Origin of the sequence: Phocaeicola sp. HCN-6420, from assembly GCF_037890145.1 — a bacterium.
Lineage (GTDB): Bacteria > Bacteroidota > Bacteroidia > Bacteroidales > Bacteroidaceae > Phocaeicola.
In genome coordinates this window covers 56,207-70,844 of the sequence record NZ_JBBKBJ010000010.1, presented here as the reverse complement: position 1 = coordinate 70,844, position 14,638 = coordinate 56,207, and the positions used below count along the sequence as shown (strand labels likewise).

Sequence of the window (14,638 nt, the reverse complement as noted above, 5' to 3'; positions counted from 1 at the left end):
GAATTACAACCTATCGCTGTGGAATATCGACTGATGTTTCACATTTCCCTTTTAAATGTTCTGAAAAGAAATCAACCAGACGCCAGTAGAAATACTCATTCATATCTCCAAACCCGTGACGCTGTCCCGGTAATATCAACATTTCAAAGCGCTTGTTGGCACGGATCAAGGCATCAACTACACGGATGGTATTGGCCGGATGCACATTATTGTCTATATCTCCATGTACCAGCATCAAATGCCCTTTCAATTGTTTCACGATTTCAGGATTCGTTGCAATCTTATAAGCAAAAGTTGTATCGCCTTTCTCCGAAACTTCTTCTTTCACACCATGATGCGTTTCACTCCACCAGCGGTTATAGATCCGGTTATCGTGATTTCCAGCACACGATACGGCAGCCTTATAGAAATCGGGATACTGGCAGATAGCTGCTGTCGACATAAATCCTCCACCCGAATGTCCATGAATACCAACCTTGTCTATATCGATAAACTTATAGCGCGCTGCCAATTGCTCCACGGCAGCTTTATGATCGGCAAGTGGATAATCGCGCATATTTCCATATCCGTAGTTGTGATACCATTTCGAACGACTGGGATGACCGCCTCGCTGTCCTACGGAAATAACAATGAAACCAGCCTGCGCCAAACGGTCGGTACGTACACTCATACGAGTAAACGGATAATAAACAGCTTCTACCTGAGGACCGGGATATACATAATCGATGATAGGATAAACCTTCGTTGAATCGAAATTATAAGGTTTATACATCACTCCATACAGGTCTGTCACTCCATCGGCAGCCTTTACGGTAAAGAGTTCCGGGAACTGATAACCGGCAGCTTTCAACTGTGAGAAATCACTTTCCTGAATGGTCATAACCTTATTCCCATTGCGGTCAATCAAGTCTGCACACGGGATGGTATTTACCCGTGAATAATTATCGACAATGAAACGGGCCTCATCATCAACTTCTACCTGATGAAAGAAATTACCTTTTGTCAACAACTTCAATCCACTGCCATCGGCGTTCACCTTATACAAATGTTCATAATAAGGATTCTCTCCTTCCTCACGGCCATTGGCGATAAAATAAATTGTGCGAGTAGACTCATCTACCTTTACGACACGTTCAACATGCCATGAACCTTTGGTTATACGGTTCTTCAGATTACCGCGGTCGTCATATAAATAAAGGTGTGCCCAGCCGTCACGTTCACTCCACTGGATAAATTCTTTACCTCCACCAAACACGTAGATCGGACGAGTTTCCTGATATGTATTCATGCGTTCTTTTACAACAGGAACGATAGAATCTTGTCCAATAGTATAGGTACAGACATCAATACGATGTAAGTCACGACTGCTTCGAGTCAGGAAGAAACGAGTATTATCACCTTGCCATACAGGAGAAATGAACTCCGCATCACGTTGTTTCTGCTCGTAAGGACATGACTCCAATCCTAAACTCTGGTTCTTCCAGGCAGCCACTTTAATTTCCTTACGTGTATTGTTTACCATATCGAACAAATACAAATGTTCCTCGGGAGCCTCCATTTCTCCCGGCATCTGGTAATGGTAAGTTTCAAGTGTAGGACGAGGCTGAGCAACCGAATTGATAACCCAAAGATCTTTTACCTTACGATCATCAGACACAATAGTCACAAAATATTTCGAGTCGGGTGACCAATATCCCCATACCCTGCGACGCTTTCCATTGCACAGCGTATCTGTATTCAGAGTACTATACGGAATGCCGTAGCCAAAATGTTCGGTACCCTCCTTCGTCAATTGCATTTCGACTATCGTACTATCTTTTTCATTCTTCTGAGCTTTCCGATAATCTTCCATACTCATCCGATACAAATTACAGTCTTTCGCATAAACGACTGTTTTCCTGTCGGGAGAAACAGAAGCCCACTCTAGTTTTTTCGGTTCTTTAGCATCTTCAGTCAGCTGAGTAAGTTTACGTGTCGGATAGTCATATGAAAAATAAAAGACAACCTTTTCTGCTTTTTTCTTCTCTCCTTTCTTCGGTTTAGCCTCTTGAGAAGACTCCACCTCAAACGTAAATGTCCGTCCGTCTTCCTTCGCCTTCAGATTACGAATAGGTAAATGACGGGCTTCGAACGGATCGTGTACAATCTCAGTCAACTGAGAAGCCAGTTCGTCACGATCGAACAACAGTTTTTTTGTTTTAGCCGCCGGATCAACTACATACCAAAATGTTCCTTCACTGGTTTTATATTCGAACCAGAAATTATTACCTTTCTGAAACCAATGCGGATCAACCGTTGTAGAAAAAAGCATCGTATTCAACTTACTCTGAGTAAATTTCTCAGCCTGAAGATACTCAGGTAATCTATCCTGCGCAGGCTGTGCCATTGCAAACAAGCACATTCCCCCTAAAAACAAAACAGTAAGAATTGATTTTTTCATAGCTCTTTAATATAGAAAGGCACTGACTATACCCGCTCTTCAACGAAGGACAGAATAATCAGTGCCTTTACTTATTGATAAATTAGAATAAAAATCTTAGAACATCATTGAAGTTCGCCCAAATCAACAAAGCAAAAAGAAGGAACATTCCCACCATCTGAGCATACTCCAGGAACTTGTCACTCGGCTTACGACGGGCTATAATCTCGTATAACAAGAATAATACATGACCACCATCGAGAGCCGGAATCGGCAATATGTTCATAAAGGCCAAGATAATGGAAAGGAATGCCGTCATTTCCCAGAAACGCTGCCAGTCCCAGACCTTCGGGAAAATACTTCCAATCGTTCCAAAACCACCAACACTCTTGGCACCTTCCTTGGTAAATACGTATTTCATGTCATTTACATACCCTTTCAACGTATTTATTCCCAAAGTTACTCCAGCAGGGAACGATTCAAAGAATCCATAGCTTAAATTGGTTTCCTTGTAATTTACCAAGCCTCCAATAGCATCAACCATAAACTGTTCATTCGTCTGAACCGTAACTGTATCTCTTACTCCCTGACGAGAATATATCAATGAGAACTGGGCCGATGTTTTCTTCTCCAATTCAGCCTTGGCGCGAAGCTTACTCATTTCATCCAGAAATTCATTCCAGGAATTCAACGGCGTACCGTTGAAAGCAATCAGTGAGTCACCTTTCTGAATACCTACCTTAGCAAATCCTCCACCTGGCAATACAGAATCAATTACATTCGGTCGGAAAGTAGCAACAAACATCGGATCCTCTTTCGCTACATCAAGTAAGCTCAATTCCGGCATCAGAATTTTCTTTTCCTCTCCATTTCGAAGTACTGTTACCTCACGTGCTTCTACTATGTTACGAAGCATGTCCATATCGAAACGCACCAACTCTTTTCCGTCTGCACTCTTCAGAATATCTCCATCCCGAAATCCTATTTGCTGAGCTGTTTCATTGAATTTCATACCATAGGTCATATCCTTCAGAGCTACGTAAGAATCTCCCCATGTATAAAGAATCATCGAATAGATAAACAGCGCCAACAAAAAGTTCATTAATACTCCTCCTACCATAACCAACAATCGTTGCCATGCCGGCTTGGAACGAAACTCCCACGGTTGTGCTGGCTGTTTCATTTGTTCGGTATCCATTGACTCATCAATCATACCCGATATTTTGCAATATCCACCCAATGGTAACCAGCCCACTCCATATTCCGTATCACTGTTTTTCGGTTTAAACTTAAACAGTGAGAACCAGGGATCGAAAAAAATATAAAACTTCTCTACTCGTATCTTGAAAAGGCGTGCAAAGAAAAAGTGTCCTCCTTCATGAATAATCACCAGCAGTGACAAGCTGAGAATAAGTTGAAGAGCACGAATTAAAAATGTTTCCATCTAAAGTTTGTTTTCTATTTTATTTATATTAATACACTCTGTTACTTCATTCCATTTATAACCATTTCAGCCGCAATACGACGTGTCTCCGCGTCGGTCGAAACATAATCTTCATAAGTAGGGGTTGCAATGAAAGGTACACGTTGCATTGCCTTTTCTATTACATCACTCATTCCAAGAAAAGAAATCTGATCTTTCAGGAAAGACGCTACAACGACTTCATTAGCTGCATTGACTATACACGGCATGTTACCACCCTGATGTAAAGCTTCATAAGCCAAAGCCAGATTCCGGAAGCGTTTTGTATCAGGAGCCTCGAAAGTCAGACTGTTACATTTCAAGAAATCCAGACGGTCGAAAGAAGAACGGACACGTTGAGGATATGAAAAGGCGTACTGGATAGGCAAACGCATATCGGGTACTCCCAACTGTGCTTTCACGGCACCGTCTTCAAATTCCACCATCGAATGAATGACCGATTGGGGGTGAACTACCACTTCTATTTGATCTGGACGCACACCAAACAACCATTTAGCTTCGATTACTTCGAAACCTTTATTCATCATTGAAGCCGAATCAATTGTTATCTTAGCTCCCATACTCCAATTGGGATGCTTCAACGCTTGTTCCTTCGTAACATATTGCAACTGATCCATTGTAAACGTACGGAAAGGGCCACCCGATGCTGTAAGAATCACCTTTTCCAAAGGATTATTCATTTCCAAACACTGGAAGATAGCCGAATGCTCTGAATCGACAGGCAAGATAGGCGTATGATATTCATTGGCCAAAGCATTTATCAGCTCACCGGCAACAACCATCGTTTCTTTATTGGCAAGCGCTATAATCTTACCTGCACGAATAGCACTCATAGTCGGACGTAATCCGGCATACCCCATCATTGCAGTCAGTACAATGTCGATGGGCTGCGACTCAACAACCTGACAAATGGCTTCCGAACCAGCATAAACCTTTATAGGCAGATCAGATAAAGCCTCCTTAAGTTGCAAATATTTATCTTCATTGGCTATCACGACAGCTTCAGGATGAAACTTCCGTGCCTGCTCAATCAGTAAATCCACTTTATTATTAGCAGTCAATGCATAAGCTTCATATAAATCGGGATGCTCTTCTATGACTTGTAATGCCTGTGTCCCGATAGAGCCCGTAGAACCTAATATTGCGATTTGTTTTTTCATATATCAAAATACAACGTATTTTTCAGGATTAGTCGGATTTCCTTTATGCCATAATTCAAAATGTAAATGAGGCTGATCACCATCTTCAGCCGACTTTCCGACCAGCGCAATTACTTCCCCGCCTTTTACTTTCTCACCTTCATGCTTCATCAGAGAACCGCAGTGTTTATACACAGAAACGAAGTTTTGCGGATGCTGTATCTGAATGACATAACCCCATTCTGCTGTATAAGCAGCCATAATAACAGTACCGTCTAAAGCAGCAAGAATACTTTCATTGGGGCTCGCAGTAAGATCGATACCAAAGTGGCGCTTTTCCGGATTGAAACCAGCTGACATAACTCCACGTAAAGGACGATAAAATATCAGTCCGGCAGCATCACGCACATCTGTAACGGCAGTCAGATTATATCTTTCCTTCTCTTCATATTGCTTGCGAAACTCATCTTCTTCTTTCGAACGTTCCATCAGTTTCTCTGCACGAAGATTAGTCAGCGAATCAATGGACTGAACCGTATCGGCCTTTACCTGCCCGCTCAATATATCCTGTATATTCATGACATACCGGCTCTGACGTTCAAGTGCAGCCTGTAATGAATCTGCCCGCAATGCATTAGTCACAATCTGAGAACGAACCTCACTGTTCATATATCCCGGAAGGTAATTTCGTAACGGGGTAAATGCGATAATAGCAGCGGCTATCAAGAAAATAACCGTACAAGCCGACAACAAGACAGACAGACCATTCAGCTTAGACACATGAATGCCTACTACCTCCTCCAAGGTATTTTCATTGATAATCGTCAGTTTATATTTAAACTTGATATTATGCCAAAAAGCTTTACGGCCTCTTCTTGTCTTTCTCATTGTTCTTTTCTTATTCTAATAACCCTTCCGGTATGTCAACTTTCAGGATTCTTTGTTCTTTATCCAAATCGACGATAAATTCTTCGTGAGCAGGAAGTAACAATTCCTCACCATCCTTCTCTATCACAAACAAAACATTCATCGTAGAATCGTCAACAGCAACAATTTCTCCCAAATTACCATGATGTACATCCTCAACACGGAATCCTGTAAAGAAATTCCACGAAGTAATCTCTTCCTGATCGTCCATATATTTCTTCGGGAAATATACCTCCACATTCGTCAGCATACGTGCGCGTTCAGCAGTATCAATTCCCTCGAACTTTATTAAGGCTACATCGTCGGAACGGAAACGATACTCTTCAATAAAGAACGGTACCAATATTCCATCCAACAACAAAACCAGATAATCACAATCCACACGGTCGAAAATATCATCGGTAAAGGTAAAAGAAACCTCTCCCTTTATCCCGTGAGGCTTATTAATTATTCCTATCTTATATACTTCTTCTTTTCTAATCATACACTTACTCTATACGGGTAATACGAGCACCCAAAGCAGTCAGACGCTGCTCGATATTCTGATATCCCCGGTCTATCTGTTCAATGTTATGAATACGGCTGATGCCTTCTGCGCTCAAAGCTGCTATCAGCAAAGCTATTCCGGCACGTATATCAGGAGAAGTCATATTACCTCCACGCAAACGGAAATTATGATCATGACCGATAACAACAGCACGATGAGGATCACAAAGAATAATCTGTGCTCCCATATCAATCAGTTTATCGACAAAGAACAAACGACTTTCAAACATTTTCTGATGTATCAAAACACTACCCTTTGCCTGAGTAGCGACCACAAGCATTACACTCAGCAAGTCAGGAGTCAGTCCCGGCCACGGAGCATCAGCTATTGTCATGATCGAACCATCAATAAACGATTCAATCTCATAATGATCCTGCTGAGGAATAAAAATATCATCACCTCGTTGTTCCAGACGAATTCCTAAACGGCGGAAACTATCCGGAATAATACCCAGGTTCTCGTACGATACGTTCTTAATCGTAACCTCGCTGGATGTCATGGCCGCCATACCGATAAAGCTTCCTACTTCAATCATATCTGGCAATACATGGTGTGTACAACCTTTAAGGCTTTTCACTCCTTCGATAGTCAGCAGATTGGATGCAATACCCGATATCTTGGCTCCCATGCGATTCAACATCTTACACAATTGTTGCAAGTAAGGTTCGCATGCTGCATTATAAATAGTCGTTTTTCCTTCAGCCAACACAGCTGCCATTACGATATTTGCAGTACCTGTTACCGAAGCTTCATCAAGCAGCATATATGTACCTTTCAACTGACTGGAAGTAATCGTAAAGACTCCCTTTGCCGCATCATAATTGAATGATGCTCCCAATTTCTGAATACCCAGGAAATGCGTATCCAGTCGGCGACGACCAATCTTATCCCCCCCCGGTTTAGCAATCATCGCCCGTCCGAAACGTGCCACCAAAGGTCCGACAAGCATGACCGAGCCACGCAAACGTGAGCAACGAGTAAGGAACTCTTCGCTTTCAAGGTAGGAAAGATTCACATCATCTGCCTGAAAAGAATAAGTATCTACACTTTTTTTAGACACTTTTACACCCATATCGCGAAGTAACTGAATCAGGTTGTTCACATCCAATATATTCGGGATATTACTGATTGTCACTTCTTCGTCAGTCAATAATGTAGCACAAACCACTTGCAAGACTTCATTCTTTGCACCTTGCGGAACAATCTCACCATGCAGTTTATACCCGCCTTCGATTACAAATGATGCCATAGTACCGGTTATTTAAGATTAATATTTTCTTTTTTGCTGATTATTGTTATTTGCCTGTCGACGGCGCGGAGCAAATGTGCGCTGTTCTACCAGACGGAAATCTTCGGCCGACAGCTTAATCTTTCCTCCCGACAGTTCACACAAATCATCCAGAATCTTCTGATCTTCCACCCCATCCTTATTCCAGTTCTGATAATCTTTTTTCATATGATTGGCTATCAGTTTCAGCAGCTGATTTCTTTCTTCTCCTTCCGGATAATCGACAGCAATCTTGATCATATCCTGAACAAAACGGCCATAGTGACGATAACGGATATTGTTCTGAGAATAAGGAATACGATCAGGCTTTACTTCCAGGCTTTCTTTTTTTACGATATCCACCGGATAATCGATATCAAGCTTAAAGTCGGCCATAATAGCCAAATGATCCCACAGCTTATGATTGAAGTCGGCCACATCTCGCAAATGAGGAAACATGCCTCCCATGATATTTACAATAGTATTGGCACAACGCTGGCGTTCTTCACGATCTTCAATCGTCAGTGCGTAATCCACCATGTTCTGCACGCTTCTTCCATATTCGGGAAGAGGTAATTTTCGTTGTTGGGTATTATATTCCATATCTATTTTATCGCAGTTTTTCCTGTTTTACAAAAGTTTCTTGGGAGTAGAAGCAACGAACTCTTTCAGATAGAAAGGTTCAAAGTAAGCTACATCCTTGAAATCCTTTTCGGCCATGGCACGTTCGGCAAGCGGGAACATCCATTTTGCCAGCGGATGAATATTTTCAAGAAAATGAGCATTAGGATGCGTGATTTTCTCACGGCACTTAGCCGCTCCGTTTCCAAAGAAATAAACCGGATGCTCTGCCAGGAATTCTGCATACGAATTTTCATCAATAATATCAGCTCCGATTTCACGTTTAACCTTCAATGCACGATCGTATATAGCAGCATATACTTCCATACGGCGAGCATCAATCATCGGACACAACAAAGCATCTTCCGGCAAATCTTCGTAAAGCAATACCGGAACAGTCATTACTGCCGGAGTAGGGATGCCAATCAACGGAATATTGCGCCCATAACAAATACCTTTTGCCATCGACACACCGATTCTCAATCCTGTATACGAACCCGGTCCGCAACTAACAGCTACAGCATCCAAAGGAATGGCATGATTATCGATAAACGACAAAGCCTCATCCACAAAAACGCCCAATACCACAGCATGTGAGGGACCCTTAAAGTCCTCTTTCGAGAAGATAGAAGTTCCATCCTGACTTACAGAAACAGAACATACTTCCGTTGAAGTTTCAATATGTAAAATGCACGACATAAATTAATTCCTTATTATATAGACTGCAAATATACACTTTTATTTGCACTCACTTCCCATTAAGCCAGTGTTTTTTAGAACCGTTAATAAAAGATGAAAAGCTTTACTAAAAAACGTCGGCACATTCTCAGGAAAACGTCGGCACGTTTTTCAAAAACATCGGCACGTTTTCCTATCACTCTGCCCGAAGAATTTACCTCATCAACGAAAAAGCCTCTCTCTACTTTTCCGATTCACAGCTTTTTCCTAACTTTGCACGATAAAAAACAGAATATTATGATACAATCAATGACCGGATACGGCAAAGCAACAGCCACATTCGGAGATAAGAAGATCAACGTAGAAATAAAATCGTTGAATAGTAAGGCAATGGACTTGTCGACACGTATTGCTCCATTGTATCGCGAAAAAGAAATGGAAATCCGTAACCTTATTACCAAGACACTGGAACGTGGTAAGGTAGATTTCTGTATCTGGATTGAAAAAGACGCCGCCGAAACGGCTACTCCCATTAATGCTGCACTGGTAGAAAACTATTACAATCAAATAAAGGCCATTTCCGACAACTGTCACATTCCCGTACCGGAAGACTGGTTTGCGACTCTGCTTCGCATGCCAGACGTACTGACCCGGGTAGATATTCAAGAGTTGTCAGACGAAGAATGGACAGTTGCCAGCAAGGCAATTGAGGAAGCCTTGCAACATTTAGTAGATTTCCGCAAGCAGGAAGGAGCTGCATTGGAAAAGAAATTTACCGAAAAAGTAGACAATATAGAACGCCTGCTGAAATCAATCGAGCCTTACGAAAAAGAGCGTGTAACAAAGATACGTGAACGAATTACTGATGCGTTAGAAAAAACAATCAGTGTAGACTATGACAAGAACCGCCTGGAGCAGGAACTGATTTACTATATTGAGAAACTGGATATAAACGAAGAAAAGCAACGCCTTGCCAACCACTTGAAATACTTCCGCGAAACAATGGCAGGAGGTCACGGACAAGGTAAGAAGCTGGGATTCATCGCTCAGGAAATGGGACGTGAAATCAACACTACAGGCAGCAAATCAAATCATGCTGAAATGCAAAACATCGTGGTTCAGATGAAAGACGAACTGGAACAAATCAAGGAACAAGTTTTAAATGTAATGTAATATTAACGCATTGAAGAGCGAAAAAGAAGGGATGCCATCTGATTCCGATTGCCCTTACCTTCTTGTTTCGCTCTTCGTGTTTTTCATTCTAAGTTATGGGAAAACTGATAATCTTTTCTGCACCGTCAGGATCAGGCAAATCTACTATCATCAATTACCTGCTTACGCAAAACCTGAATCTGGCCTTTTCTATTTCGGCAACCAGCCGCCCGCCTCGAGGAACAGAACAGAACGGAGTTGAGTATTTTTTTCTTACTCCAGAAGAGTTTAAGCAACGTATTGCCAACAATGAATTTCTGGAATATGAAGAAGTCTATACCGACCGTTTTTACGGCACACTAAAAGCACAGGTAGAGAAGCAGTTGGAAGCCGGTCAGAACGTAATATTCGATGTAGACGTAGTAGGCGGATGCAATATAAAAAAATTCTATGGTGAACGTGCATTATCGGTATTTATCCAGCCACCTTCTGTCGAAGAACTGCGCAAACGATTGAACGGACGCGGTACCGATACTCCCGAAGTAATAGAAAGTCGAATCGCCAAAGCAGAATTCGAACTAAGCTATGCAAACAAATTCGACGTTGTAATAGTAAACGATGATCTGGAAACAGCTAAAGCTGAAGCCCTGAAAGTCATCAGCGATTTTCTGAAAAAATAATCCATACTTCAATTTATGGCTAAAGATCCTAAAAAACTTCTGCGTACCATGATGATTGTCAGTATTATCATCGGACTGGTCGCTCTGGCTGTGGCCGTAGTTGCCGCTGCCATGAAAGAATACATTATTGCCGCAGCAATGCTCATCGTTGCCGGCTGGCAAGTTATAAACTATCTAAAATGGAAGAAATGCCTGTAAAGACAGGAATATTCGGAGGCACATTCAATCCGATTCATGTCGGTCATCTTGCATTGGCAAACTATTTGTGTGAATATGGGGGGCTGGATGAAATCTGGTTTCTGGTTTCTCCCCAAAATCCGTTCAAACAAAACGTAGAGTTACTCGACGATAAAATACGGCTGGAAATGGTACAAGCTGCTGTTTCCGGCTATCCACGTTTCCAAGCCTCAGACTTTGAATTCAACTTGCCACGTCCTTCTTATACAGTCGATACCCTGAACAAATTGGCTGACACCTACCCGGACAGAGAGTTTACACTTATCATCGGAGCGGACAACTGGGCTGCATTCGACCGTTGGAAATCACCCGAAGAAATCATCCGCAAACATTTTATCATTGTATATCCACGACCAGGCTACAACATACAGACAGACTTACTTCCGCCTCATGTAAAAGTCGTAGATACGCCCCGTCTGGAAATCAGCTCAACATTTATCCGGCAAGCTGTCAGCGAAGGAAAAGACATACGCTACTTCTTGCATCCAGAAGTATTCCGTATTATTGTTGAAAAAGAATTATACCAAAAGAAATGAAAAAATCTAAATTGTATATTCTCTCTTTGAGTGCATGCCTGTTGTTGGGAGCTACAAACAGTGCCGAAGCTAAAATCTTTGAGAGGAAAAAGAAAAAAGCAAAAACAGAACAAGCAGCCGTACCTGTCAACAGAGCGACAAACGGATTGAAACCTTATGCCAGCGTCATCACTTCAAAGGCAAAAAGTTCACACGGATTTCTCACTGTGCATAAGGTAAACGACATTTACTTCCTCGAAATTCCCGATTCTATATTAAACCGTGACATTCTGATTGTGAACCGAATCAGCAAAGCTCCAACCTCTCGACAGAAATCACGCGTCGGTTACCCGGGAGATATTTTAGGTAGCAAGGTTATCCGTTTTGAGAACAAGGATAATAAACGACTTCTGGTACGTGAATACTCTTACCGTGAACGAGCCGAAGATAAGGAAGGCATGTATCAATCTGTACTTAATTCAAACATACAGCCTATTGTAGCCAATTTCAATCTTGAAGCTATCAGAAAGGACTCACTCAGTCGTAGCTATGTAATCAATATCAGTACTTTTCTAATCAAAGAAAATCCATTATTTTCTTTTGATGCCGACAGTAAAGAATACATCGGATTACTGAACATGGCCGGAGAAGGAACATACGTCGATACGCTAAAAGCTTTTCCACAAAACATTGAAATCTCTACCACAGTTACTTACCAAAGCAAAAAAAGCGTAAGCAATGTAGGTTTCTTAGAGACTGGAAGTCCGCGTGTTCCTCTGACTTATGAGCTGAACAGTTCTATGGTTTTACTTCCTGAAACCCCGATGAAAGGTAGACTATTCGACCCGCGAGTAGGATATTTTACAGTAGGATACACTGATTACGACAGCAACCCGCAAGGCATTGAATACAAAAAACTCATTACACGCTGGCGTTTGGAGCCCAAAGACGAAGCTGCTTATCTACGTGGTGAACTCGTTGAGCCCAAGAAACCTATCGTAATTTATATCGATCCGGCTACTCCCAAGAAATGGGTACCATATCTGATACAAGGAGTAAACGACTGGCAGACAGCTTTCGAAAAGGCTGGATTCAAAAATGCGATTTACGCAAAGGAGGCACCTACCAACGACCCCTCGTGGAGTCTGGAGGATGCACGCCATTCGGCCATCGTTTACAAGCCCTCAGACATACCGAATGCAAGTGGCCCTCACATCAACGACCCGCGTTCCGGAGAGATATTGGAAACACATATCAACTGGTATCACAATGTCATGAGTCTGTTACGCGACTGGTATATGATTCAAGCTGGAACCATCGACGAAGCAGCACGCAAGATGCAGCTCGACGATGAATTGATGGGACAGCTCATCCGTTTCGTTTCTTCTCATGAAGTAGGCCATACACTGGGACTCCGACATAACTTTGGCTCTTCACATACTGTACCGGTCGAAAAATTACGCGACAAGGCATGGGTGGAAGCCAACGGACATACACCGTCTATCATGGACTACGCCCGGTTCAACTATGTTGCGCAGCCAGAAGACAGCATTACACGTGCAGGAATCTTTCCTCGCATAGGAATGTATGACAAATGGTCTATAGAATGGGGATACCGATGGTTACCACAGTTCCAAAAACCGGAAGATGAAATTGCATTCTCCAATCAATCCATCATTGGGAAACTGAAAGAAGATATCCGTTATACATTTGGTACAGAATCAGATGCCAACGATCCCCGCAACCAAAGTGAGGACTTGGGCGATGACTCCATGCTGGCCAGTATGTATGGCATCAAAAACCTGAAACGAATTGTTCCTCAGATACTGAAATGGTCGTACGAGCCCAACAAATCATATGCCGGTGCCGGAGAAATATACAGTCAGGTAGTATCTCAGTTCAATCGCTATTTAGGACATGTGACCAAAAACGTCGCAGGAATTTACAGCAATCCCATTACGGTAGAACAATCAGACGAAGTAGCGCGCGAATTTGTTCCTGCCGATATACAGAAACGAGCTGTTACATTCCTCAACGAACAGTTGTTTACTACTCCTCAGTGGCTCATCAACCGCCAGTTGATAGAAAAGGCAAAGATACTTCCCGTAAATGTGATCTGTTCACTGCAGTCGGGGATTCTCACACGCCTCATCAGTAAAAGTACACTTGACAAAATGAGTGAAAACGAAACATTGAACGGAAAGAAAGCATATACCTCGGCACAAATGTTCAATGATTTGAAAAAAGTAATCTGGAGCAACCTTGGACAATCGGATATCTACAAACGCAACATGCAGAAAACATACGTAGAAAGCCTCATCAGCTTACTCGACAAGCCTGAAGCAGCCAGCAAAAATGCATCAGGAAAGCGACCTGCATATTCCGAAGCCCCGGCTATCGCTCACGGACAACTGCTGGAACTAAAACGTCTGGCAACTGGAGCAGCCGGTATGACAAGTGGTACAGCCAAAGGCCACTATCTAAACTTGGTTACCCTGATAGATAATGCGTTGAATGACAAATAAAAAGCTCCGTTGTTACTTTATCTTTTCACAGATAAATGTAACAACTGAGCTTTTTTTAAATCCTTAGGAGTCACAATATCAGGATGTTCAAACGAGTTACAATCATCAATATTTTTCGAAGTCAGAATACGTCCCGAAACAGATTTAACCTGTACACCATCCAAGGATAAAGTAATATACTGCGATTCCTCCAAGTCAACATTCGACAAAGAGATATGAATTACTCCTGCCTTGTCGCGCGAAGCCGTTGCACTAACCATCGGTACAATTCGGTCATCACGTACAATCTTACGTTCACACCGCATATATCTATAAGCAAATATGTAACCATTTAGTAGTTTTACATCGTTACATTTTCATACATCAGACTTCTTTGCAAACACACTAAGAAATCCCATTTACTTTGTTTACATGCAAAAAAGGATGTGTCTTAGCTTTCGCCAGACAC

The 14,638-nt window shown here is 42.1% G+C and carries 14 protein-coding genes; 5 read left to right on the top strand and 9 right to left on the bottom strand.

Going from position 1 to position 14,638, the window contains the following annotated elements:
• Positions 1–10 precede the first annotated feature (10 nt).
• From WKT12_RS08135 to tsaB, 8 genes are all read right to left on the bottom strand, one after another.
• Positions 11–2,401, bottom strand: coding sequence for a DPP IV N-terminal domain-containing protein (locus tag WKT12_RS08135; protein WP_445323128.1), 2,391 nt, complete (start codon positions 2,399–2,401; stop codon positions 11–13).
• A gap of 121 nt (positions 2,402–2,522) precedes the next feature.
• The gene (gene rseP, locus WKT12_RS08130; RefSeq protein ID WP_340319375.1) at positions 2,523–3,863 is read right to left on the bottom strand and encodes an RIP metalloprotease RseP; all 1,341 of its coding nucleotides are present in this window, start codon (positions 3,861–3,863) and stop codon (positions 2,523–2,525) included.
• A gap of 41 nt (positions 3,864–3,904) precedes the next feature.
• The gene (dxr, locus tag WKT12_RS08125; protein WP_021970009.1) at positions 3,905–5,062 is read right to left on the bottom strand and encodes a 1-deoxy-D-xylulose-5-phosphate reductoisomerase; all 1,158 of its coding nucleotides are present in this window, start codon (positions 5,060–5,062) and stop codon (positions 3,905–3,907) included.
• Positions 5,063–5,065: 3 nt separating this feature from the next.
• A complete protein-coding gene (locus WKT12_RS08120) occupies positions 5,066–5,929 on the bottom strand; it encodes a M23 family metallopeptidase (protein WP_021970008.1) in 864 nt (287 codons plus the stop codon).
• Between the two features lie 10 nt (positions 5,930–5,939).
• Entirely contained in the window at positions 5,940–6,452 is a 513-nt protein-coding gene (rimM, locus tag WKT12_RS08115; protein WP_021970007.1) for a ribosome maturation factor RimM, read from the bottom strand.
• 4 nt (positions 6,453–6,456) lie between these two features.
• Positions 6,457–7,764, bottom strand: a complete 1,308-nt coding sequence (murA, locus tag WKT12_RS08110; protein ID WP_340319374.1) for a UDP-N-acetylglucosamine 1-carboxyvinyltransferase — start codon at positions 7,762–7,764, stop codon at positions 6,457–6,459.
• A gap of 18 nt (positions 7,765–7,782) precedes the next feature.
• Positions 7,783–8,385: a DUF4290 domain-containing protein gene (locus WKT12_RS08105; RefSeq protein ID WP_021970005.1), complete on the bottom strand. Its 603-nt coding sequence runs from the start codon at positions 8,383–8,385 to the stop codon at positions 7,783–7,785.
• A gap of 27 nt (positions 8,386–8,412) precedes the next feature.
• Positions 8,413–9,102 (bottom strand): tRNA (adenosine(37)-N6)-threonylcarbamoyltransferase complex dimerization subunit type 1 TsaB, encoded by a 690-nt coding sequence (gene tsaB, locus WKT12_RS08100; protein WP_021970004.1) that lies wholly within the window; start codon positions 9,100–9,102, stop codon positions 8,413–8,415.
• A gap of 276 nt (positions 9,103–9,378) precedes the next feature.
• On the opposite strand from tsaB, the gene WKT12_RS08095 reads away from it, so the two are divergent.
• The 5 genes from WKT12_RS08095 to WKT12_RS08075 all read left to right on the top strand — a co-directional run bounded on the left by WKT12_RS08095 (position 9,379) and on the right by WKT12_RS08075 (position 14,190).
• Complete coding sequence (locus WKT12_RS08095; RefSeq protein WP_021970003.1) at positions 9,379–10,254, top strand: YicC/YloC family endoribonuclease; 876 nt, start codon at positions 9,379–9,381, stop codon at positions 10,252–10,254.
• Between the two features lie 95 nt (positions 10,255–10,349).
• Entirely contained in the window at positions 10,350–10,913 is a 564-nt protein-coding gene (gene gmk, locus WKT12_RS08090) for a guanylate kinase (RefSeq protein ID WP_340319373.1), read from the top strand.
• Positions 10,914–10,928: 15 nt separating this feature from the next.
• Positions 10,929–11,111 (top strand): hypothetical protein, encoded by a 183-nt coding sequence (locus WKT12_RS08085; RefSeq protein WP_021970001.1) that lies wholly within the window; start codon positions 10,929–10,931, stop codon positions 11,109–11,111.
• Positions 11,093–11,686, top strand: coding sequence for a nicotinate (nicotinamide) nucleotide adenylyltransferase (gene nadD / locus WKT12_RS08080; protein WP_340319372.1), 594 nt, complete (start codon positions 11,093–11,095; stop codon positions 11,684–11,686). The genes WKT12_RS08085 and nadD overlap by 19 nt, the downstream gene beginning before the upstream one ends.
• Positions 11,683–14,190, top strand: a complete 2,508-nt coding sequence (locus WKT12_RS08075; protein WP_340319371.1) for a zinc-dependent metalloprotease — start codon at positions 11,683–11,685, stop codon at positions 14,188–14,190. The genes nadD and WKT12_RS08075 overlap by 4 nt, the downstream gene beginning before the upstream one ends.
• 17 nt (positions 14,191–14,207) lie before the next feature.
• Here the strand turns inward: WKT12_RS08075 and WKT12_RS08070 are convergent, their stop codons facing one another.
• Positions 14,208–14,495 (bottom strand): alpha-L-arabinofuranosidase C-terminal domain-containing protein, encoded by a 288-nt coding sequence (locus WKT12_RS08070; RefSeq protein ID WP_340319370.1) that lies wholly within the window; start codon positions 14,493–14,495, stop codon positions 14,208–14,210.
• Between the last annotated feature and the right edge of the window lie 143 nt (positions 14,496–14,638).